The following is a 24835-nucleotide window of genomic DNA, read 5'->3' as shown; positions in this document are numbered from 1 at the left end:
CAAATTCGCGATTTCAAATCGTTCAGGTTTAACCCGGATCCCCCACTTCGATTATTTTGAATACAAGGAGCAAAAGTAACTATACATGAGGTCCATGAATGAATTATTTTCAATAGGAGAAGTCTCCAAATTGTTCAATATCGATGTTCGGCTACTTAGGCACTACGACAAGATATCCTTTGCAGAGGATCTGGAGCAGCCCATCCGTGAATTGGAACTCAGGAATTCGCTCAATTCCGTTATGTTTCTCGGAAAGGTGGGTGTCTCGATCTCATGTGAAAATCTATTGAACCGAAATTTGGATCGATTTTCCTCCATTTTTGTGGTTCTTGAGCCGGGGGACGATGATGCGGAAGACACATTTTGTCTGCCGGGCGGTCGATATCTCACCCTGCGCTTTCACGGCACACACAAGAAGGCTGAGCCTGCCTACATCAAGATGTTTCAGTACATGGACCAAAAGGGGTATGTCCCCGCAGGCGATTCGCTTGAATTTGCTTTAATCGATTACGGACTCACAAACGATCCGTCAAAATTTACTACGGAAATACAAATTCCATACCAAACCATTTGACCCTCCAACTATTGGAGGGTTTATTATATTTCGGTGAAGGAGGCGAGTGAAATGTTAGGCACTTCATTACAGTAAATCCCTTTCCTTCATCATGGTCAGTCAAATTGAATAATTAAATTTCAACATGAACTATATGACTATTGAGCAAGAACTTCAAATTTAATGAACTGGTTTCAATTCAGACATCATAAACACAACCTCGCAATGAAATAAATTCTATTGACTAAAAAAAATACTATCTATATAATTTTAACTATGATCCATCTGAAGCAACTTATCTATTCATTATGATGACATCCGGGAGGAAGCCTATGTTTTTTAAACGCAAGGAAAAGAAGCCAGCCTTAACCTCATTGGTTATCAAATCCCCGCTGAGCGGCACTGTTGTGGCACTGTCGGAAGTTCCCGATGAAGCTTTTTCGGAGGGCGCAATGGGACAAGGGTTTGCTGTTGAGCCTGACGCAGGCAGACTGGTATCGCCGTTCTCCGGCACGGTAGTACATGTTATGGAAAAGAGTAAGCATGCAGTTATGCTGGAGCATGATAGCGGCGTGCAGATTCTGATGCATATTGGCATGAATACCGTGTCTTTGAAAGGTGAAGGATTCAAGCTGCATATTGAGAATGGTCAGCGGGTTGAGGAAGGGCAACTGCTTATTGAATTTGACATGGCCGTGATCCGTGAGGCCGGTCTGCCGACGATCACCCCGGTTATCGTTCCTAACGGACTGGTAAGCGTTAAAGGGATAGAAGTGGTGCTCGAAGGCTCTGACAGCTATATCCGCGTAGACTTGTAACCGTTTTATGAGCAGTAATCATAAAGAAAGCCCTGTTTAAGGAGTTCCTCCGGCAGGGCTTCTTTGGCTATTTTAGTTGTTTTGTTTGGTTTTGTAGTTTCTGATGTGAAGATAAACCGTGTTTTTGGAAATAGATAGTAATTCAGATACAATAACTACAGAATTTTTGATCTGGAATATTCCGTTGACCAGCAGCTGTTCAATAATGGCTTTGTTCTTCTCGGTAGCTGGAATGGAGGTGTCGCCCTCGATCTGAGCCTTGGCCTCCTGAAGCGATTGAAGGATGATCGATTGCGGATCCTCGGAAAAGCTGTCGATGACGGGCGCCTTCTGTGAAGAGTTATGTTCCGGAAGGAAGGTGCCCATGACTTTTACGAAAGAGGTATTCAGATAAAAGTTGATGCAAAGAACCCCAATAATTTTATGATTGGAGCCTTCAATCGGCGTGATCATTGATTTCATAGGCTCACCAGAGGAATTTCTGCTAAAGTAGACGAGGTGTTGGTTGCCTTCCTCCATTTTTTTTGCCTTTTCCAAAATATTCAGATCCTTATCCGTAATGGAATCCCCGATTTTTCTGGAGCTATGCTCCCCGTTAACAATCATCATAATCGATTGATTCTCAAGGCTGTAAAGGATCAGTTCATAGCCGCTCCCTAAAAAAGCGCCCATTCCTTTCATGGTTTGTATGTATGAGTTCAATATTTCACGATCCGTCTTGGTAATCTTCACGATACCCCTCCGCTAAAATATATTTCATTATTAAATAATACCTAAAAAATACAAATATAACAACTTATAAAGGGATAACATAGGGTTTTAGCCTTGTTATCTCAAAAAGTCCCAAATAAAATTATTTTATTGAATGAAAATTATTCTATTGACTAAAAAAAATACTAGCATTATAATTTGGCTGTAACGAACCAGAACCAACAACTTCGAAATGGGGGAGAACATGTATAAGGACTTAATCGCTAGTGTGCTGAATCATATTGGCGGCAGCAGCAACATCGCAGAATCCACACATTGTATGACTCGCTTGCGCTTGGAGATCATCGATGTGAGCAAGGTCAACAAACCGGAGCTTGAAAAAATAAAGGGTGTATTGGGCGTCATTAAGAATGGCAGTCAAGTCCAAATTGTAATCGGTCCCAATGTCTCGAACGTATACAAGGAATTTGTGGAATATACGTCTGACTCGGCAAATGGCGGTTCTTCAGCAGCTCCAGTGAAATCGGATACAAAAACAGAACGTCCGAAGGAAAAGACGCTGACGAAGGTCATGAACACGATTGCGGGTATATTTAATCCTATCGTACCTGCATTAGCCGGGGCCGGCTTGATCAAAGCGATCCTCGCCCTGTTGGTCTCGGTCAAGGTACTCAGTAATCAAAGTGAAACTTATCTGATCCTCAACACGATCAGTGACGGCGTATTTACCTTTTTACCGTTTCTGTTAGCGATTTCATCGGCCAAAATCTTCAAGATGAATACCTATGTAGCCGTTGCCATAGCTGCAGCGATGCTTCATCCGACCTTCTTGAACTTCTTGACAGAGGGGACAACCCAGTTGCATTTCCTGGGGGCGCCTATGAACTTGATCAAATATAACGGCAGCGTATTGCCGATTGTATTGACGATTTGGTTCGCGTCTTACATTGAGAGATTCGTAGACCGGTTCACGCCGTCAGCGCTGAAGATTATTATTGTTCCGGCCGTTACTATTTTGATTGCGACGCCGATCTCCCTGATAGCTATCGGTCCTGTTGCGCAGTTCCTGGGCAATAATATCGCAGGATTTATCAGCATTCTGTTTGATAAGGGCGGCATTTTCGCCGGTTTGATTTACGGCGCACTTTACTCCGTACTGGTCGTGACAGGTATGCAGCATGGGATGGTGCCGGTCCTGATCGACGGAATTTCCCGAGTAGGCTACAACTTCATCAGCCCGGTATCAGGCAGTGCCAATATGGCCCAAGCCGGTGCAGCATTCGGAGTGTGGCTGAAGTCCAAGGACAAGAACACGAAGACCGTTGCTGCGTCTGCAACCATCTCAGCGATGTCCGGTGTCACGGAGCCTGCGATATACGGAGTCAATTTACGGTTGAAAAAGCCGTTCTTAGCCGCTTTAATCGGCGGTGCGGTCGGCGGATCGTTTGCCGCATTCTTTGGAGCCAAGTCTTATGCCATGGGCGGCCCGTCCTTCCTGACCCTGCCGATGTTCATCGGGGAACCGGGAAATGTCTGGTTGGTGGCTGCTGCCTTTGTCATCGCCTTTATCACAGCCGCTATCACCACGTTTATCGTCGGATTTGAAGAAAATCCGGTAGAAGACAACTAAAAAATATAGATAAAATAAGGAGTGGAACAACATGAGAACACTGAAAAACTTTCCTGAAGGATTTTACTGGGGGGGCGCAACTGCTGCCAACCAGATTGAAGGGGCATGGGATGTAGACGGCAAGGGGATCAGCATTGCTGATGTAATGACAGAAGGATCCTTCGGAGAACCAAGACGGATTACCAGAGGAATTGTGGAGGGAGAATATTATCCTGCCCATGAAGCCATTGACTTCTATCATCATTATAAAGAGGATATTGCCCTGTTTGCCGAAATGGGCTTGAAAATGTATCGCCTGTCCATCGCTTGGTCCCGTATTTTCCCGGACAGCAATTCGGATACGCCGAATGAAAAAGGGCTGGAGTTCTACGACAAGGTGTTCAAGGAACTGAAAAAGTACAATATCGAGCCATTGGTTACGATCTATCATAACGACCTGCCTTACCATTTCGTCGAGGAATGCAACGGATGGTCTTCACGGAAAGTGCTGGATCAATATTTGGAGCTATGTAAGGTCTTGTTCACCCGTTACAAAAATGACGTGAAATACTGGATTACATTTAATGAAATCAATGACCTGACCGTGCCGCTCGGCAACTGGAATCATGGCGGTATTCTTCACGAGGGAACCAAATACTTCGTGGACCAGGTAGATGATCCGAACATGCGTTACCAGGCATTGCACAACCAAATGGTAGCGAGTGCAGAAGCGGTAGTTATCGGTAAAAAGATTAATCCGGAATTCCAATTCGGCTCCATGATCTGTCATATTACGGTTTACCCGCATACCTGCCATCCGGACGATGTGTTGCTTGCGCAAAGAGAAGATTTGATCAGAAACTGCTTCTGCGGCGACGTTATGCACCGCGGGGAATATCCTTACTATGCCCTGAGATATTTTGAAGAGAATGATATTCAGATTGAAATGACCGAGGCGGACAAGGCGATTTTGAAGGAAGGCATTTGCGATTTCTATACCTTCAGCTATTATATGACGATTTGTAAAAGCGCCGACCCGAATACAGCACAGACCTCAGGCAACATCATGGGCGGAGCCAAGAATCCTTATCTGGAAGTCAATGAATGGGATTGGCAGATTGACCCGAAGGGCCTTCGTTATACACTGAACCATGTCTACGACCGCTACCGTCTGCCTGTCATGATTACGGAAAATGGTCTGGGAGCACGCGACGTGGTAGAGGCCGATGGCCAGATTCATGACGATTATCGTATCGAGTATACGCGTCAGCATATACAACAAATGCAGGAGGCCATCACAGACGGCGTTGAGCTGGTTGGCTATACCTCTTGGGGAATTATTGATGTAGTAAGCTGTTCAACCGGTGAAATGGACAAGCGTTACGGCTTCATCCATGTGGATAAGGACAACCATGGCAACGGAACATTGAAGAGAACGAAGAAGGATAGCTTCCATTGGTATAAAAAAGTGATTGAAACCAACGGACAAGAACTGTAATATCGCAATCATTTAAGCTTTATGGGTACGGAAAGGCCTCCAAAACTACTCTATATAGTAGGATTGGGGGCCTTTTGCTTAGGGGATCCATTCTCCATCGATCAGTTGCGGAGTATTTCCGGGTGATGAAGCAGAAGGGATAGCGTAGGCGCCTCATTCAATATTGGGCTTGCAAAAACTAATGCCATTAGTTATCATGAAACTAATAGGATTAGTTTTTGGTGAAGGGAGAGCCTGATATGAGAGTGATACATGAAAAAACGGTATGGCAATTGACGTGGATGCCGCGCATTTTTCCGGTGAATGCCTATTTGGTGGAGGAAGAGGATGGCTTGACTTTGATTGATGCGGCGCTGCCCTATAGCGCGAAGGGGATTCTGGAGGAGGCTGCGCGCATCGGCAAACCGATCGTACGAATCGTGCTTACCCACGCGCACAGCGATCATATCGGCGCGGTGGATGCGCTGAAGCGGGCGCTGCCCGCTGCGAAGCTGCACATCTCCGCGCGCGATGCCCGGCTGCTCGCCGGGGACAGAAGCCTGGACGCGCATGAGCCGTCTACAACGATTCAAGGCGGCGTGCCGAAGCCGGGTAAGATTGCCGCGGAGCCGGACGTTTTGCTGCGGGACGGCGACCGGGTTGGCTCCCTGCTTGCCATCGCGACACCGGGACACACACCGGGCTCGATGTCCTTTCTGGATACGCGCAACGATGCACTGATCGCGGGAGACGCCATGCAGACCCGGGGCGGCGTAGCCGTGTCGGGGCAGCTCAAGCCATGGTTCCCGTTCCCGGCCATGGCGACATGGAACAAGGAAGAGGCGCTTGCCAGCGCCCGCAAGCTGCAAGCGCTGAAGCCATCGCTGCTCGCGGTCGGTCACGGCCGCATGCTCAGCGATCCCTCGCAAGCCCTCGACCGCGCCATCGCTGAAGCGGAGCAAGCGATCATAAAGCAAAGGAGTGCACAGCCTCATGTCCCCGAGAATCGGTCTTGATTTGCCTGCCTTGCTCAACGCCGCCGCCGAGCTGGCCGATGCGGAGGGCTTCGAAGCGGTAACGCTGGCGACGCTTGCTCAGAAGCTGAAGATCCGCCCGCCCTCCCTGTACAACCATGTCGCCGGACTGCCCCAGCTGCGCCGCTTGCTTGCGCATCGCGGCCTGGAAGAGCTCGCCGTCCGGCTTGAGGGAGAGGTCGCCGGCCTGTCCGGGGATGACGCGGTCCGGGCATTCAGCCGGGCGTACCTCAGCTTCGCCCGTGAGCATCCCGGCTTGTATCAAGCTCTGCAGGCGGCGCCGTCCCCCGGCGACGAGCTCTTGGAGCAAGCCGGGGAAAGGGTGCTGGAGCAAATTTACCGGACAATGGACGGTTACGGACTGTCCGGCGACAGCGCCGTTCATGCGGTGCGGACGATCCGCAGTCTGCTGCACGGCTTCGTAACGCTGGAGCAGCAGGGCGGCTTTGGCCTGCCGCTCGACCTGGACGTTACCTTTCGGCTCATGGTGGATACTTTTCTGGCCGGAGTCAAAAATCCTGATTCCTTCAAATCATAAACGCTTTGGATAAACAGCAGATCAGCTATTTGACTGCTGTTTTTTTGTGCGCTTAAAACGGAAAGCAGTACCTAACGCATGATGATGGTGACTATATTAGTTGAACTATAAAAGCTACGTAGAAAGGGCATAAACAACAGCGATCGTAAGCACACTTCACACGTTGCCCCAGAACGTAAAATTCAGTAGTTCAACTTATTAGAGTCCATAGTCCATAGGGTAGGAAAGAGAGTTTTATACGATATTTCATACAAAGGAAGGTTTTCTTGAGAGAATGATAGGCGGTTTATACGAATATTCGTACAAATTTTCCGTTTTCAGAGGATAAGCCATGCTTTTTATACGATTATTCGTACAACTTGCATCGATTGGGAGAATGGGGAGGATAATTTATGCGAAAAAACGTACAAAACTTCCTCGTACTTCAATATGCAAGCAACTGCATTCTGCCGCATTCATCCGCATTCAGAGCCGCATTCAGCCGCATTCAGCTACATTTAGCTGCGTTCAGCCCGAGAATCCGGCGAACAACAGCGCTCCTTAGATCATAATAACAGTTTATGCAGTAATTTATACAGTTTGAGCAAGAGGCCCATGAAAGGGAATTCTTTGTGCTACATTTTCTTAGTATGGGGGAAGAGCGCCTAAGTAAAGATGTATGCGCTTTTATCCAAATAGAACGATCAGGGAGCGTTAGCGTATGCGGAAAACCATCTCGTTTCAGATCAAATTTGTACTTTTATTCCTCACATTCCTCTTTGTATTAAACACCTTAATCAGTGGAATTACTAATTCTCAAGTGCAATTATCCGCCACTTTATTTTCAAATTCATTCCTGGTTCTGGAGAATGAGCAGTTGAAACTAGCTAAAGAGTTAGGCCGGATTGATTTATCCGTTCAGGCAGCCCTTTTGGGAAACGGAAGAGTAATTGAAGAAGTGCCGGCAACGCACAAGATTGTTGAGCAGGCGACAGCCGGTGCTAATACCATATCTGATCTAACGGAGGAGTTCTCCAGCAAGGTGAAGGACGACGCGCTTCGAGCTTCATACCTGCCTTATCAGGCTTCAATAGAAGCCTATTTAAGTCAAATTGCGTTAGTATTGAATCAGATTGTCCAAGGGGATGAGGCATTAGCGAAAGAAAGCTACATCGAGTTGGATCGTCTCGCAGGAGCTATGCAGGAAGCGGAAGCTCAATTTCAGGCCGTGCTGGATAGTAGCATTGCCCATGAGAAAGCACTCATTGATTCCAGACTAACAAGATCCTCCGTAATCATTTATGCGATGGCCATCCTATTCCTGATTTCTGTTGTTGTTGCCTTCAGATTCGTCTTGAAAGCGATCATTCGCCCAATTCATACGGCGAGTAAAAATCTCAATCAAATCATCCATAGTCTGGAGCATAATGAGGGGGATTTGACGGTTAGATTAGAGCATATTTCAGATAATGAAATCGGGCAAATGACCCATGGAATGAACCGCTTTTTAGAGATATTGCAGAGCGCTATGGTCTCGATAAAGCTGGGCTCCAATCAAATTCATCAATCGGCTGAGAACATTAGTAACAATATCCTGGCCTCCACAGACGCTACAACAACCATATCAGCAGGTTTAAATGAAATGACAGCAAGCATGGAGGAAATCAGCAGCACCATTCAGGACATCGATCATGGGGCCCAGCTCGTGCTTTCGGCAGCAAATCTTATTGCAGACGATGCCGGCGCCAATTATGATCAGGTTGCCCATATTCTCAATCGTGCCGAGCATATCCATTCACAGTCCAACCAAAGCAAGCTTCAGACGATGTCTGTGGTGCAGGATATTGAGCAAGGGATGTCTAGTGCTATATCGAACAGCCGCTCTGTGGAAAAAATTAATGAGCTCACCACGAACATTCTGGACATTTCCACCCAGACGAATCTCCTGGCCCTGAATGCTTCTATAGAGGCGGCAAGAGTTGGAGATGCCGGAAAGGGCTTTGCCGTCGTAGCGGATGAAATCAGAAAGCTTTCGGAAAATACGAAACATACCGCGAACCATATCCAGACGATCAGCGCTTTGGTGACAGACTCGGTGAAGGAGCTTGTCGATAACGCAAATAGGATTATGTCTTATATCTCGGGCAGGGTACTGGACGACTACGCCAACTTTGTAGATACAGCTAATAATTATAAGGCTGATGTGGAGAACATCAATCAAATGCTGTCGCGCTTTACGAGCCAATCAGAAGAATTAAGGAGCATCTCAACCAATATGGCCGAAGGCATCAGGGGAATCAGTTTGGCTGTAGAGGACGGGGTGAATGTAATGATTGATGCTAATGAAAGCACATCGAGCTTGCTTGAATCGATGACTACCATTTCGGACGAAGTAAGCTATAATCAGGAAATTGTAAATCGTTTACATGACCATGTAAATAAGTTTAAAAAGATCTAGATCGAGCGTGTGGAAAGATGTGCTTTTGTCTGCTATAATCATGGTATTTTTGTTCCCTGATGAAGGGTAAGGAGGGGAAACATGATCCGGATTGCGATTGTTGAGGATGAAGCTCATTACAAAGAGCAGCTTACTGATTTTCTGAAACGGTTCGAGCAAGAGACCGGCGAACATATAGATCTCGCAACCTACGGGGACGGCGATGAATTTGTAGAGGGCTTCAAGGCCCAATTCGATATTATTCTGATGGATGTACAGATGCGCTTTATGGACGGCATGGCGGCTGCGGAGGAGATCAGAAAGATGGACTCCGAGGTGGTCATCATTTTCATTACCAATATGGCACAGTATGCGATTAAGGGGTACGCGGTTGACGCGCTTGATTACGTGCTGAAGCCGATCTCCTATTTTCAGTTCTCCCAGCGGTTGAACCGGGCGATTGAACGGATGAAGCGTCGGGAAGAGCATCACATTACACTTAAGATTAAAGCCGGGGTCAAGCGATTTCAAATTTCGGATATTTATTACATTGAGAGCCTGGGACACAAGCTGGTATTTGTTACGAAAAGCGGCGAGGTGGAGACCATCGGCACGATGAAGGAGCTGGAGGATCAGCTTGCCGGGTATCCCTTCTTTCGAGGGAATAAAGGCTACTTCATTAACCTGGAGCATGTGGAAGGAATGGAGGATGTGTTTGCGATCGTCAAAGGAAAGCTCCTGCTGATCAGCCGTCCCAAACGCAAAGCGTTCATGGAGGCGTTGTCCAACTATTGGGGAGAAGTGATCAAATGAATACTGTGCTTCCGGATATTCCCCGATTGTATACGGCACTGGCAGAGTGGCTGGCCTGTATCGTGTACATTATCCCGTTGAGAAAACGGCTGAAGGGCTGGAGTTTATTCGCTTTCGCGGGTGGTTTTCTTGTACTGCAGTCCTTGTTCTTAATGCTGACGAAGAATTTTCCCGTTTATTTTTGGATTCCCTGCATGGTTGCCGCGATTGGAATTATGTTTTATTTCATGTATATCAGCTGCCATATCAGTGCGCTGGAAGCGGGATATTATAGCGTAAGGGCCTTTGTAGCCGCTGAATTTGTCGCTTCCTTGGAATGGCAGGTCCATGTGTTCGTTTGGCAGAACAAGCCTGCTTCGGCGTGGCAGGAATCCCTGCTGTTGCTGCTTATCTACGGGACAGCGTTTGCGATCATTTGGCTGCTGGAGAAGCGGCACATTCCCGAGGAAGGCAAACTGAATATTAGACAGCGTGAGCTGTGGTCGACCGTATTTATCGGCGCTGCCGTATTCGGCATTAGCAATTTAAGCTTTGTCAGCACGCAAACGCCATTCAGCGGACAGTATGCCCAAGAGATTTTGAATATTCGTACACTTGTCGATCTGGGCGGCTTTGCGATTCTATATGCTTACCACATTCAGCTTAATGAACTGCGCATCCGGCATGAGCTGAAAGCGGTGCAAAACATTCTCCAGCATCAGTACGTGCAATACCAGCAATCTAAAGAAAGCATCGAGCTGATCAATCTGAAATATCATGATTTGAAAAATCAAATTATTGCGGTACGAGCGGAAGAAGATACGGAGAAACGCAACGCTTACCTAAAGAAAATGGAGGACGAAATTAAATTTTTTGAGGCGCAGAACAAAACGGGCAATCATGTATTGGATACACTGCTGGCCAGCAAAAATATGCATTGCATTAGAAATGGGATCACGCTTACTTGCGTGGCGGATGGAAGCTTGCTCAGTGATATCGATATTATCGATATATGTACGATTTTTGGCAATGCGCTCGATAATGCAATCGAATATGAGCAACGGATTGAAGAAGCGGAAAAGCGCTTGATTCATGTATCGGTCTTCGCGCAGAAGGGCTTCATTATGATTCGTTTTGAAAACTATTTTGAAGGCGAATTGGAATTGGACGGCAATTTGCCGGTTACGACAAAAACGGATACGTTCAATCATGGCTATGGGTTAAAAAGTATTCGTTATTCCGTGGAAAAATACGGCGGTGTCGTCAGCATTGGCAAGCAGGACAACTGGTTTGAATTGAAAATATTAATTCCGATGAAACAGAAATAGAGCGAATTTGGGAGAAACGGCGGGCAAGTAGTCAGTGGGCCAACTGGCTGCTTGCCCGCTATTTTGGTATGCCGTGATGCAGTTTATGCAAAAAAAGAGACAGTTCGTGCGTTTCTCCTTCTTTAAAATAAATAAGTGTTAGAATACCCGTATGCCATCGAAGATTATATAGTCGTAAGCGTTTAAATACAGGAATAAAATGTATGCGCTTTACCCTATTTAAAATCGCTAACGAGTATGAACTTCGAGAAAAATTCTGATTAATAAATGGGGGTATATTACATGAAGAACATATCAAAAACGGCCGCAATTAGTACTTATATCGTAAGTATTATACTAATTATAGGCCTAATCGTAGGCAACGTTTATGCAGAAAAGTATTCTCAGATCATCACAACCTATTTAGGTCATTCCACTGACAAGATAGTATCTTCAAAAGACGATACGGAGGTGGATTCCGAATATTATAAGAGCGCATTTACTTCTGCAGACGAAATGCAGACGGAAGGTGAACGGATCAGTCAGGAAATCGTAGAAGAAGGTATTGTGCTATTAAAAAATGATAACAACGCGCTGCCACTGAAAGCTGGATCAAAAATCAGTTTATTAGGTCAGAGCTCTGTCGATCTTGTGTACGGAGCAGGCATTTCGGGATTAGTTGATACAAATAAAGCGCCTGATTTATTGGCTGCGCTAACAAGCTCTGGATTTGAAATCAATAAGACACTTTGGGATTTTTATAAGACGGGGGACGGATCATCTTACAGAAAAGAAGTTCCAGACATTTATGGTAAGGGCCCTTATGCCGTGAATGAAGTCCCTGCAAGTGTTTATAAAGATGAAGTCATGAAGAGCTTCTCGGATTACAATGACGCTGCAGTAGTTGTGATTGGCCGTTCCGGTGGGGAAAGCTCCGATCTTACGACCGCTGTGCTGCCTACAGGTTCTCATTATCTAGAGATTGATGACAACGAAAGAGATTTGCTTAAGCTGGCAACTGAAAAATTTGATAAGGTCATTGTTTTAATCAACGCCTCCAACACATTAGAATTAGGGTTTCTGGAGGAGTATGACATTGATGCAGCTATTGTAGTGGGCGCTATCGGACCGCATGGCGCTAATGCTATCGGTGAAGTTCTTAACGGGAATGTCAATCCGTCCGGGAAATTAGTTGATACGTATGCTTATGATGTGTTTAGTTCTCCAGCAATGAAAAACTTCGGTAATTACAACATTGCCAACAGCAAAGTTACTATGGGGAATTCCTATATGGTTTACGCGGAAGGCATTTATGTCGGGTATCGCTATTATGAAACCAGATATGAGGATGTAGTTCTTGGCAATGAGAGTGCGGCAAATTACGATTACAGTACCCAAGTACAGTTTCCCTTTGGATATGGTCTGTCCTACACGACATTTGAATGGTCTGACTACAACGTAAAAGAATTGGATGACACGTACGAAGTCTCCTTAAATGTAACGAATACAGGTTCTGTTGCGGGTAAGGAAGTTGTTCAGATTTATATGCAGTCTCCTTATACAGAATATGACAAGCAAAACAAAATTGAGAAGGCTTCTGCCGAACTGGTTGGTTTTGCAAAAACCTCAGCAATTGAGCCTGGTAAGTCAGAAACGGTCAACATTGAAATCGACAAAGAAGAAATGAAAACCTATGATACACATGGCTATGGCACATACATTGTTGATGCAGGCACCTATTATTTTGCGGCAGGTCGAAACGCACATGATTCATTGAATAATATCCTTGCAGCAAAGGGCAAGACAACAGCCGATCAAATGGATGCTGACGGCAATGAAGCGTTTGTAAAGGATTTTACTGTTGATCAGCTGGATTCTACAACGTACAAAGTATCCGCAGCTACAGGAAATGAGATTACGAATCAGTTTGCTGACGTAGATATTAAAAAATATGATCCATCGTTTGAATACCTTTCAAGAAATGACTGGACAGGCACATGGCCAGTGACATACGCAGAGGGTACTATGACTGCATCTCAAGAGTTCCTCGCCGATCTTGAAGTCTCTCACACAGAGGATCCTGAGGCTGTAATGCCTGCGACAGGAAAGATTAATGAGGAATACGGAAAATTAAGTGCTGCGATGTTTATTGGAAGGGAATATGACGACAAGTTATGGGACGTACTGCTTGATCAGTTAACAGTTGACGAAATGACCGAGCTAGTCAGAATGGGAGGATATGCAACAGTGCCTATCCCATCCATTAATCTTCCTGCAACCATTAATAAGGATGGTCCTGCTGGAATCTCCGGTGAACTTGTTGGTGGTAATGTAAAGGCTGTGGCTTATCCGGGAGAGGTCGTTATGGCGTCTACATGGAATGTGGATCTGATTCGCGAATTGGGTGAATTAATCGGTGAAGATAGCCTTAGCAACAAAGTAGCAGGCTGGTATGCACCTGGTATTAACATTCACCGTACGCCATTCGGAGGAAGAAACTTTGAATATTTCTCTGAAGATAGTTTCCTTTCAGGCAAACTTGCCGCGAGTGAAGTCGTAGGTGTTCAGTCCAAGGGCGCATTCGCGATGATGAAGCACTTTGTTCTAAATGAACAAGAAACCAACCGCATGGGCGGCGCTATGTTTGCAAATGAACAAACGACTCGTGAACTATATTTGCAGCCTTTTGAGACAACCGTTCGTGAAGGCGAAGTACTTGGGGCTATGGCGAGCATGAATCGAATTGGCGCCCGTTGGTCAGGAGGTCATAAAGGCCTGATGACAGAAACACTTCGTAATGAATGGGGCTTTAAAGGTTTGGTGATCACCGATCAGGCATCCTTTCCGATCTTCGCCTACCAAGATATTTTGGAAGGTCAGGAAGCAGGTACTAATCTCTGGTTGAACACGGATGCAAACCTATGGAAATTCACAAAGGATCAGTTAACACCTGCCACAGTAAGTAACATCAGAGAATCAACTCACGCAATTCTCTACACAATTATTAATAGCAATGCAATGAACGGAGTTTCCGTTACTTCTAAAATTGTTGCTGTATTGCCATTATGGAAGTATTGGTTAATTGCTGCAAACATTGTCATCGGCCTTATCGCTCTTGGTGCAATGTTCATCGTCTCGAGAAAGCTGATTAAACAGAAAAAAATCAGTGTATAAGTTCACTCTGTGATTAAATCAGAGGAATAAACTTTATGGCGGTACTCTCCTATCCGAGGGTACCGCCGAAATGTTTCGTAAATGGACATGAACAGTTCGTGCAGAAATAAATACAGTTTGTGAGTTGGGTCTGAGCACGAAATAGAACCATGCTAGAATGACAGTGAAAGCAAGAAAAGGGGATGATTCAATGGAGCGAGCCTTTACACGAAGAATGATCAGTGAGCAGGTAGAAGGGAAATGAATGCGCTTTATTTCAAACTTTAGAATTAGTGGAGAAGAGACATGAAATATAGAGATCTTATTGAAAAAATGACGCTGGAAGAGAAAGCTTCATTAATGTCTGGCAAGGATTTCTGGCAAACACAGAATATCGAACGGTTAGGAATTCCAAGCATGTTCCTTGCGGATGGTCCGCACGGGATTCGCAAGCAAGCGGAAGCAGCCGATCATCTTGGATTGAACCCGAGCCTTCCTGCTACCTGCTTCCCAACGGCTGCAACCGTTGCCAACAGCTGGAACGTGGAGCTGGGCGAGCAGATCGGACACCATCTGGGTCAGGAAGCAGCAGCGCAGAACGTTCATGTCCTGCTTGGGCCAGGCATCAATATGAAGCGTGACCCGTTATGCGGCAGAAATTTTGAGTACTTCAGCGAGGATCCTTATCTCGCAGGAAAAATGGCTGCCGGCTATATTCGGGGCATTCAGGAGCATGGCGTATCTGCGTGTGTCAAGCATTTCGCCGCCAACAATCAGGAAGAGCGCCGGATGTCCATCGACACGATCGTTGATGAGCGAACGCTTCGGGAAATGTATTTAACGGCTTTTGAAATCGCCATCACTGAAGGCAAGCCGCGGACTGTTATGTCCTCCTACAACAAGCTGAACGGTACGTATACCAATGAAAATCTGCATTTGATGCAGGACATTCTGCGTAAGGCATGGGAGTTCGACGGAGTCGTCGTGACCGATTGGGGAGGCAGCAACGATCGTATTGCCGGCTTAATCGCGGGAAATGAGCTTGAAATGCCGACAACCGCAGGTGAGACCAACGCTGAAATCGTTCAGGCAGTGAAGAGCGGCAAGCTGGATGAAGAAGTGCTTAATCAGTGCGTAGACCGCCTGTTGCAGCTTGTCTTTACTACGGAAAAGGCATTGGCGGACAACGGAAAGAACAAGACAGAGCTTCCAATCGAACAGCATCATCTTGCAGCGCAGCGGGTTGCGGAAGAGTCGATTGTGCTCTTAAAAAATGAGGACGGCATTCTTCCGCTCCGATCCGAAAAGAAGGTTGCAGTTATCGGGGACTTTGCGAAGGAAGCCCGTTATCAAGGGGCAGGGTCGTCGATTGTTAATCCGACCAAGCTGGATCAGACCCTGCAATTGCTGGGGCAGTTCGGCATCAACAGCATCGGCTACGAGCCGGGCTTCGAGCGCTATGGCAAGCGAAATCGCAGCAAGCTATCCCGGGCGTGCGCACTGGCCAAGCAGGCAGATATCGTATTGCTCTATATCGGGTTAGACGAGGTGACAGAGGCGGAGGGGCTGGACCGGCAGAGCATGCGTCTTCCCGGCAATCAAGTAGCCTTGCTTGCAGCTCTTCACGAAGTTAATCCGAATATCGTCGCAGTGCTATCCTGCGGGGCAGCCATTGAGATGCCTTGGATTCATCAAGTGAAAGGCCTGGTGCATGGCTACCTCAGTGGTCAAGCAGGCGCGAAGGCCATGCTGCGAGTACTGACAGGACAGGTTAACCCTTCCGGCAAACTGGCAGAAACTTATCCGCTCCGTTACGAGGATACACCGGCAGCAAGTCATTTTCCAGGTAAAGAGGTCAGTGTGGAATATCGGGAATCGCTGTTTTTCGGCTACCGCTACTATGACAAAGCCGGGGTTGATGTGTTATACCCGTTCGGCTATGGATTAAGCTATACCTCATTTGCATATTCCGATCTATTCGTCGATTCCACAGGAGCAATGTTCACCATTACCAACAGCGGTTCTATGGACGGTATGGAGATTGCTCAGTTATATGTAGGCTGCACTTCAGATAATATCTTCCGTCCCAACAAGGAATTGAAGGGATTCTGCAAGCTGTTTCTGCGGGCTGGAGAGAGCAAAGAGGTTCATATTCCGTTCGATGATAAAGCCTTCCGCTACTTTAATATCAAGACGAATCGTTGGGAAGTGGAGGAAGCGGATTATGCGATCATGATCGGGGCATCCAGCGTGGATATCCGATTGGAAGCAAATCTTCATGTTAACGGCAGCGGTGCGCCCTTGCCGTATGAGCCGACTAAGCTTCCGTCTTATTATTCCGGCAAGGCAAGCAATGTCACGCAAGCCGAATTTGAGCAACTGCTGGGTTATCCGGTGCCTAAAGCGACCTGGGACCGTACACGACCGCTCGGGTATAATGATACGATTGCACAATGTCAATACGCCAAAGGCTGGGTTGCACGGATTGCTTTTCATGCGATGACCTTTGCCCATTGGTTTTTGCGGAAAATCGGAAAGAGAAGTACAGCGAACCTGATCATGATGTCAGTTTATCATATGCCGTTTCGAGGAATTGCAAGAATGACCGGCGGCCTAGTAAATATGCCTATGGTGGATGGGATGCTGATGATGGTTAACGGCAGCTTCTTTAAAGGGGTGCGCCATCTGTTGAAGGAACGGAAAAAGCTGATGCAGGCGGCGAAATCACAATAAGGAGAGCAGCTTATGAAACAACATTCAAGAGGATTAATCGGTTTCTGGAGCAGATATTCGGAGAAGCATCCGAACATAGCGCAGTTTCTTATCTTTTTTCTGTTGAGTAACGGAGTTACGGTTTTGCAAATTGTCGTTATGCCGCTGTTTAAGTCCTTGTTCGCGAAAACAACACTTATTGATACAAGCTTTCAGGTTTTACAGTTAGGGAGTAATTTTGATGGTACCCCTTATTATGTATTTGATTATGCAGCAGGCGCATTGTCAGCCGGTGGAGGAGGCGGACTTGCTTACTTTATTGCCGTACAACTCGCAATTGGAATGGCGCAAATTATTAATTTTTTTCTTCAGCGCAATATCACCTTTAAATCCAACAGTAATATTTGGCAGGCCGCTTTTTGGTATGTTATCGCTTATATTGTGATTTCAATCGGTGCAGCTGCCGCACAGGGCTTGTATAAAGCTCCGATTTACAATTTGCTGATGAATACTTGGGGGATGGGCGGCGCCGGAGAAACAACGGCGGACGTCATCACGATGATCATCAACAGCGCTATTTCATTCTGGGTATTTTTCCCGATTTTTAAAGTGATTTTTAAGCAGGAACCAGAAAAATAACAACATAGAATGGGATGCTAGTGTTGGAGATATTAACCTTCCCTTGAGTGGCAGTGGTTTGAAGTGAAATATGGTATACTGTCACTTTGGAGGAGTGCAGAATAAGTAAAGGTTGTGTGAACATGAAGCTATTATCAGTCGTTGTTCCTTGCTATAACTCACAAGATTATATGAGATACTGTATAGAATCTCTACTTCCGGGCGGGGAAAGCGTAGAAATTCTGATAGTAAATGACGGTTCAGGCGACAAGACCGGAGAGATTGCAGACGAATATGCAGCAAAGTACCCTTCCATCATCAAATCGATTCATCAGGCCAATGGAGGGCACGGTGAAGCAGTCAATACAGGAATCAGATATGCGACCGGCGGCTATTTCAAGGTGGTGGACAGCGATGATTGGGTGGATACCCGTGCGTATCTGAAGATATTAGCCGCACTGGAGCAGCTTGAGGCTGATGGCGAGACCATCGATCTGCTGGTTAGCAACTTTGTCTATGACAAAGAGGGTGCAAAATTCAAGAAGGTGATGAGGTACGATAATGTCCTGCCTGAAAATAAGGTGTTGAATTGGGACGAGATCGGCCGCTTCCGCAAAGGCCAATATTTGATGATGCATTCGCTCCTTTATCGAACAGCAGTATTGCGAGAATGTGGATTGGTGCTGCCCAAGCATACCTTTTACGTAGATAACTTGTATGTAACAGCGCCCTTGCCGTATGTGAATAAAATCTATTATTCGAACACCGATCTGTACAGATATTATATCGGCCGTGCTGATCAATCGGTCAACGAGAAGGTCATGATTAAGCGCATTGATCAACAACTAAAGGTAAACAGGCTATTAATTGAACAGATGAGCCTGCAAAGCAATCCGAGCTCCAAGCAGAGCAAGTATCTATTCCATCATCTTGAGATTGTCACGATGATTTCAACGATCTTACTGATTCGTGGAGGAACGAAAGAGCATTTACAGAAGAAACGAGAGTTCTGGAATTATATTAAGGAAACAGACCTTGAGCTATATCATCAATTACGGTACGGAATGATGGGAAGGCTGTTGAGTCTGCCGGGACGGATGGGGCGCAGCATCTCGGTCGGGGTGTACAAAATTACGCAGAAGGTCGTTGGCTTTAACTGATTTGGAGGCTTCTCTGATGCATAAAAAATACGATTTCCTGGTTGTCGGAGCGGGACTATACGGCGCAGTATTCGCCCATGAGGCTAGGAAAGCGGGGAAAACCTGTCTGATCCTGGATAAGCGAAATCATATCGGCGGCAATGTCTACACGGAAAAGGTGGCGGATATTCAAGTTCATCGCTACGGCGCACATATTTTTCATACGGGCAACAAAGAAGTATGGCAGTATGTCAATCAGTTCGCAGAGTTTAACCGATTTACAAATAGTCCATTAGCCAGCTACAAGGGAGAGCTTTACAATTTGCCGTTCAATATGAATACCTTTCGGCAAATGTGGGGAGTTGTTACCCCGGAAGAAGCCAGACGGAAAATCGAACAGCAGCGGCGCGACAGCTTTGTGGAAAATCCTCGCAATTTGGAGGAACAAGCCATTAATTTGGTGGGCCGGGACATTTACGAGAGGTTAATTCGCGGCTATACCGAAAAGCAATGGGGACGTCCTTGCCATGAGTTGCCCGCTTTTATTATTCGCAGATTGCCGGTGCGTTTCACCTATGATAACAATTATTTCAATGATCCCTACCAGGGGATTCCGCATGGCGGATACACCGCAATGGTAGAAAAGATGATTAAGGCATTGAAGTAAGGCTGGAAGCCGACTATCTTGCCGATAAGGCCTACTGGGACGGGGTGGCGGAACAAATCGTATACACCGGGCCGATTGATGCTTATTTTAATTACAGATATGGGGTTTTGGCCTATCGCAGCTTAACCTTTGATAACGAATTGCTGGAAATGGATAACTACCAGGGGAATGCTGTAGTAAATTATACCGATTGCGAAACTCCGTATACGCGAATTATTGAGCATAAGCATTTTGAATTCGGTACTCAACCGCAGACCTTAATCACCCGTGAGTATAGCGTGGAATGGAAACCGGGCGACGAGCCTTACTACCCGATTAATGACGAACCGAACAGCGAGTTGTATGCCAGCTACAAACGGTTGGCTGATGCCGAGCCCCGCGTTATCTTCGGCGGACGTCTAGGCGAATATAAGTATTATGATATGGATAAAGTTATTGCTTCAGCGCTTCATAAAGCAAAAGAGGTTTTACACGATATGTAATATTTATTTCGAACGATCTATGCTCTTGAATTTGTCCCTAAGGACGATTCAAGAGCATTTTGCATATCAGGCCTAGGTTTCCAACCAGTGAATTCTCATACAGCTGCTAGCAGGATCTTGCCTCGAATAATCCCAAGAACTTCAAGACACAATGTACATAAACGGGGTGAGTTGTTATGAGAAAAAAGGAGATTTGGATCGGGCTCTCCATCTTTATCATGATTATGCTGATCGGATGCCAGCACTCCAAACCAAAAGAACAAGATTTGCTGCGGATCCATTCCGCAAACGGAGAACATACCAAAAAGGTCATTTTCCTGATGGCGGACTCTTTAATGGTTCAGGCGATCGATCAAGGCATCAGCCAGCAGGAGCTTCCCGCATTCAAATTCCTTACTGAACACGGACAATATTATAAAAATCTGGTCAGTTCTTTTCCCACGATGTCTGTCACCATCGACAGCTCGCTAATGACCGGCGCGTATTCTGACGTTCATCGGGTGCCTGGTCTGACCTGGTATTCCGCAGACAATAAGAAAGTGATCAATTATGGGACAGGTCCGCTGGAAATCATCAAGCAAGGCGTTAATCCGGTTTTGACGGACTCACTCATGGATTTGAACGGGAGCCATTTGAGCAAGGACGTGCCCACAATCTATGAAGACTTGGCCCGTCAAGGATTAAAGTCGGGTTCGATCAACGGCTTGATTTACAGGGGAGCGTCCAATCATAAGCTGGTGATTCCCGAGTGGATTCAAATCCCTGCTTCTTTACCGAAAGAGATTGATGTCAAAGGGCCGGACCTGTTGTCGCTGGGGTCCTTGTCCAATCCGTTTCAAGGCATTAAAGACCTGCCGGATGGTCTATTGAATCGGATGGGCGTTCAAAATGATTTCGCTGTTGAAGCCGTAAAATATCTGGTTCAATCCAATAAATTACCTGATTTTTTGTTCGTCTATTTGCCGGATTTAGATCGGGAGCTGCATAAGAAGGGTCCTGCAGGGCTTGCCAAGGTCAAAGAGCTGGATCAGCAGCTTCTATCCTTATTACAAACCTTCGGATCCCCGGAAAAAGCTGTACAAGAAGCCGTATTCATCATTGCAGGAGACAGCGGCATGACCCGCATCCTGCCTAATGAACAGAATCCGGTTATTGATCTGCCCGCCTTGCTGGGAGATACCAACATTCTGCGGCCGGGTGAAGCCGTATCTGAGGAGACGGAGATCGTTCTTGCCGTCAATGAAACGATGGCCTATGTATACTCTTTAAAAGCGGATCGTTCCTTAAGAGAATTGGCAAACATCTTAAAGAATGATCAGCGTATCGATTTCATTTCCTGGAGAGAAAAGGAATGGAATTACGCCTTGCAGGGATCCACTGCCAAGCTGATCAAATTTAAAGCGGGCGGCGGCCTGACCGATTCCTATAACCAGGCATGGACGGTCGAACAGGACGAAGAGGTGCTGGATTTGAGCGTAGACCGGGCCAAGCATTTCTTGAAATACGATCTTTATCCTGATGTTCTGAAGCGCTTGTCAAGCGCACTCCGTTCTCACCGGGGCGAATTTCTGGTCGTTACGGCTAAACCTGGATATGAGCTTACAGGCGGCAATTCACCCACGCACAAAGGAGGAGGCGGACACGGTTCTATTCGCAAGATGGAATCGCTTGTTCCGTTGATTATTTGCGGCACGGATCAAAAGCCGGACTATTTGCGGATGGTTGACTTAAAAGCTTATTTGCTTAAACTCTTGGCGAAGGAGACGCAGAGAAAGCAATAGACCAGGCAGCAAGAGTATTATGAGCAGCTTGAGGAGTTCCGAACATAAATAAATATAGAACGCAAGCCCTTGAATTTGTCCTTACGGGAATTCAAGGGCTTTTGAATGCCACGGCTCCGTTTCTTTGTACATTTCTATATTGTGAATTCACACACAACATGACGAACCATGTCAGGATAATAAGAGAATTGTAAAATCAATTGGGTCTTTGTGTTAAATTAGTTTACATAGAAATCTATTAAATTTATAGTATTAGTAGATTCATCGTTCCAAAAATACGAATTGAAAGAAGGAATCCACGCTATGCATTTGGCAAGATCATCTTTTGGCAAGCTGCTAGCTGTTGCACTGGTAGCTTCAGGGTTGCTGTCGGGAGCAGCATTTGGCACAGCGAAGGCTGCGGAAACAACGGCTTCAACAGAAAAGTTTGAGCTTCGGGTATTACATACGAATGATACGCATGCGCACCTGGACAACATTGCCCGCCGGGTGACGGCTGTCAATGAAGCGCGCAACGACAGCACCTTGTTGCTGGATGCCGGGGATGTATTTTCAGGAACGCTCTACTACAACCAGTTTAACGGCCTGGCAGATTTGTTCTTCATGAACAAGCTGAGCTATGATGCCATGACATTTGGCAATCATGAATTTGACAAGGGTCCGGAGGGATTGGTCGAGTTCGTGAAGGCGGCAAAGTTCCCGTTTGTGAGCGCCAATATTGATTTCAGCAAGGAGCCGATTCTTAGTGCCTATGCCAAGCAGGACATCGGTGCGCCTGCTGAAGCAGGGAACATTTATCCGGCCATTATTAAAGAGGTTCAAGGTGAAAAGGTTGGGATTATCGGCTTGACCACACCGGAGTCAGCGGTCCTTGCTTCTCCGGGCGAGAACATTAAATTCGCTGATGAGGTCGAGAGTGCCAGGCAGCAGGTAGAGGCGCTGGAGGCCCAAGGAATCAACAAAATCGTTGTGTTATCCCATTTGGGCTATACGGTTGACCAGGAATTGGCCGAAGCCGTGGAAGGGATCGATATCATTGTCGGCGGCCACTCCCATACGCAATTGAATGAGGCGGAGGTCCATCATGCGGACGGGGAGCCGACACTGATCGTTCAAACCGGCGAATACAACAAGTATCTGGGTCAGCTGGATGTTGTCTTTGATGCGGATGGTGTTCTGACGGAATGGCAGGACAAGCTGATTTCGCTGGATGCTCAAAATGATGCCGGTGAGTACCTCATCAAGGGGGATGCTGAATCCGAGGCGAAGCTGAAGGAATATGCGGCACCTTTGGAAGAACTGAAGCAGACGGTGATCGGCAAGACATTGGTGGACCTTGATGGAGAACGCAGCACGGTACGGACGCAGGAGACCAATCTGGGTGATCTTGTTGCTGACGGTATGAGAGCTAAAGTGATGAGTATTGTGAAGGAATCCGATGTGGAAGGCTATGTCACGATCCAGAACGGCGGAGGCATTCGCGCATCCATCGGCGCTGGAGATATTACGCTGGGTCATTTGCTGACGACGATGCCCTTCGGCAACAACCTTTCCGCTCTGAAAATGACGGGTGAAGAGATCGTTGCAGCATTGGAAAATGGCGTGAGCGGTGTGGAGAACGGAGAAGGCCGTTTCCCGCAAATCTCGGGCATGCGTTTCTATTATGATTCGACCAAGGCCGGCGATGTGCTTGATGCGGTAACCGGAGCCAAGACTCAAGCAGGGAATCGTATCGTCCAGGTTCAAATCAAGCAGGCGGACGGCTCTTACTCCGATATCGATCCAAAGGCATATTATATTGTAGCGACAAATTCTTATACGGCCGATGGCGGAGATTTCTACACATCTATGAAGCAGGCCAAGAATGCCGGACGCTTCTATGAATTGAACCTGGTTGATTATGAAGTGTTCCGCGAGTATCTGGATACAGTTGGTACGGTAAACGTACAGCCGGAGGGCCGGATTATCGATGTGAAAGGGGCTTCTCTCTCTGTAGAATTTAGCGATATCTCAGGGCATGCGAATGCTGCTGCGATCGAGGAGGCTGCCGCGGCAGGCATCATTAATGGATATGCGGACGGCTCCTTCCGTCCGGATAATAAGGCAACACGTGTTGAATTAGCGGTGATGTTAAGCCGGGCATTGAAGCTTCAGGCTTCGACGAATGTTACGGGGTTCACGGATGAAGCGGCTATTCCTGGATGGGCCTTATCTTCCGTGGCTGCACTGAAGGAGGCAGGACTGCTGGAAGGCGTGATCGCAGACAGCTTCGAGCCATCCAAGCAAGTGACCGCCGGAGAGGTTGCCAAGGTTCTTGCGGCAGTAACCAAGGAGCAAGCCCAAGTGGGGGATAGCTCTGCCACGCTTACTCGCGGCGAAATCGTTTCCTTGCTTGTTCAAGCGTTGAACTAATCGGATCGTGATGCATATGGCGAGTAAATATGTATTGCTCATGAGAGGCATTAACGTTAACGGCGTTTCGATGAAGATGAAGGATTTAAAGGATGCATTGATCGGTCTCGGTTATCCAGATGTTCAAACCATTCTGGCAACGGGAAACATCATTTTAACGCAGGATGCTTCCCAAGCTTTCGGAGAGCTGGAAACCGCCGAGATTGCACGGGCATTGGGCAAGGAATTCCAATATGATTGCCATTTATTCTTAAGAACCAGAGATGAAATTGGAGATATCGTTGCCGCAGCCTCCGCCGTTGAGGTTCCTGACGAATTCCATCATTACTGTTTGTTTTGTGATCATAAAGAGGTCGTCTCCGAATTAAGCGGGCTATTCGCTTCTGCCCCCAAGGCGCCGGGAGAACGGTTCATTCCTGTGGGCAGAGAGGCGTTCTGGATGGTCCCCAAAGGCTCCACGCTAGGAACCGACTTCGGTTCAAAGGTGCTTGGCAAGAAAGCCTACAAGAGTCGTTTGACTTCAAGAAACATCAATACCGTTAACAAGATCTATGCAGCTTGTTCCAAGTGACCGGTTTTGTATCCGTTAGAAATAGAGCTCTGCCGCGGCTGCGGC

At 46.7% G+C, this 24835-nt stretch carries 17 protein-coding genes and 1 pseudogene; 17 read left to right on the top strand and 1 reads right to left on the bottom strand.

The window, feature by feature from the left end; genetic code table 11:
* Positions 1–94 precede the first annotated feature (94 nt).
* Positions 95–574, top strand: coding sequence for a GyrI-like domain-containing protein (locus KI362_RS03945; protein WP_301625017.1), 480 nt, complete (start codon positions 95–97; stop codon positions 572–574).
* 311 nt (positions 575–885) lie between these two features.
* Complete coding sequence (locus KI362_RS03940; protein WP_301625016.1) at positions 886–1371, top strand: PTS sugar transporter subunit IIA; 486 nt, start codon at positions 886–888, stop codon at positions 1369–1371.
* A 72-nt stretch (positions 1372–1443) separates the two neighbouring features.
* On the opposite strand, the gene KI362_RS03935 is transcribed toward KI362_RS03940, so the two are convergent.
* The gene (locus KI362_RS03935) at positions 1444–2103 is read right to left on the bottom strand and encodes a helix-turn-helix transcriptional regulator (protein WP_301625014.1); all 660 of its coding nucleotides are present in this window, start codon (positions 2101–2103) and stop codon (positions 1444–1446) included.
* A 223-nt stretch (positions 2104–2326) separates the two neighbouring features.
* On the opposite strand from KI362_RS03935, the gene KI362_RS03930 reads away from it, so the two are divergent.
* The 15 genes and pseudogenes from KI362_RS03930 (at position 2327) to KI362_RS03860 (ending at position 24790) form a co-directional block, all read left to right on the top strand.
* Entirely contained in the window at positions 2327–3712 is a 1386-nt protein-coding gene (locus KI362_RS03930; protein ID WP_301625013.1) for a PTS transporter subunit EIIC, read from the top strand.
* 31 nt (positions 3713–3743) lie between these two features.
* Positions 3744–5189: a glycoside hydrolase family 1 protein gene (locus tag KI362_RS03925; protein ID WP_301625011.1), complete on the top strand. Its 1446-nt coding sequence runs from the start codon at positions 3744–3746 to the stop codon at positions 5187–5189.
* 239 nt (positions 5190–5428) lie between these two features.
* A complete protein-coding gene (locus KI362_RS03920; RefSeq protein WP_301625009.1) occupies positions 5429–6184 on the top strand; it encodes an MBL fold metallo-hydrolase in 756 nt (251 codons plus the stop codon).
* Positions 6162–6740 carry a TetR-like C-terminal domain-containing protein gene (locus KI362_RS03915; RefSeq protein ID WP_301625008.1) on the top strand — a complete coding sequence of 193 codons (579 nt, stop codon included), beginning with the start codon at positions 6162–6164 and terminating at the stop codon, positions 6738–6740. Before KI362_RS03920 ends, KI362_RS03915 begins: the two co-directional genes overlap by 23 nt.
* 856 nt (positions 6741–7596) lie before the next feature.
* On the top strand, positions 7597–9177 hold the full coding sequence (locus KI362_RS03910; RefSeq protein ID WP_301625006.1) for a methyl-accepting chemotaxis protein: 1581 nt from the start codon (positions 7597–7599) through the stop codon (positions 9175–9177).
* Between the two features lie 81 nt (positions 9178–9258).
* Entirely contained in the window at positions 9259–9969 is a 711-nt protein-coding gene (locus KI362_RS03905) for a LytR/AlgR family response regulator transcription factor (protein WP_301625004.1), read from the top strand.
* On the top strand, positions 9966–11276 hold the full coding sequence (locus KI362_RS03900; RefSeq protein WP_301625003.1) for an ATP-binding protein: 1311 nt from the start codon (positions 9966–9968) through the stop codon (positions 11274–11276). The genes KI362_RS03905 and KI362_RS03900 overlap by 4 nt, the downstream gene beginning before the upstream one ends.
* A gap of 282 nt (positions 11277–11558) precedes the next feature.
* On the top strand, positions 11559–14429 hold the full coding sequence (locus KI362_RS03895; RefSeq protein ID WP_301625001.1) for a glycoside hydrolase family 3 C-terminal domain-containing protein: 2871 nt from the start codon (positions 11559–11561) through the stop codon (positions 14427–14429).
* A gap of 285 nt (positions 14430–14714) precedes the next feature.
* Positions 14715–17141 (top strand): beta-glucosidase family protein, encoded by a 2427-nt coding sequence (locus KI362_RS03890; RefSeq protein ID WP_301624999.1) that lies wholly within the window; start codon positions 14715–14717, stop codon positions 17139–17141.
* A gap of 12 nt (positions 17142–17153) precedes the next feature.
* Entirely contained in the window at positions 17154–17759 is a 606-nt protein-coding gene (locus KI362_RS03885) for a hypothetical protein (protein ID WP_044477885.1), read from the top strand.
* A gap of 122 nt (positions 17760–17881) precedes the next feature.
* Entirely contained in the window at positions 17882–18898 is a 1017-nt protein-coding gene (locus tag KI362_RS03880) for a glycosyltransferase family 2 protein (protein WP_301624997.1), read from the top strand.
* 16 nt (positions 18899–18914) lie between these two features.
* Positions 18915–20026: pseudogene (glf, locus tag KI362_RS03875) on the top strand (UDP-galactopyranose mutase).
* A gap of 176 nt (positions 20027–20202) precedes the next feature.
* Positions 20203–21807 (top strand): alkaline phosphatase family protein, encoded by a 1605-nt coding sequence (locus KI362_RS03870; RefSeq protein ID WP_301624996.1) that lies wholly within the window; start codon positions 20203–20205, stop codon positions 21805–21807.
* A 309-nt stretch (positions 21808–22116) separates the two neighbouring features.
* Positions 22117–24219 (top strand): 5'-nucleotidase C-terminal domain-containing protein, encoded by a 2103-nt coding sequence (locus KI362_RS03865; protein WP_301624994.1) that lies wholly within the window; start codon positions 22117–22119, stop codon positions 24217–24219.
* Between the two features lie 10 nt (positions 24220–24229).
* Positions 24230–24790, top strand: coding sequence for a DUF1697 domain-containing protein (locus KI362_RS03860; protein WP_306432815.1), 561 nt, complete (start codon positions 24230–24232; stop codon positions 24788–24790).
* The last annotated feature ends 45 nt before the right edge of the window (positions 24791–24835 follow it).

This window comes from Paenibacillus apis (assembly GCF_018333295.1).
GTDB classification, from domain to species: Bacteria; Bacillota; Bacilli; order Paenibacillales; family Paenibacillaceae; genus Fontibacillus; species Fontibacillus antibioticophila.
This window is presented reverse-complemented; position numbering and strand designations above follow the sequence as displayed.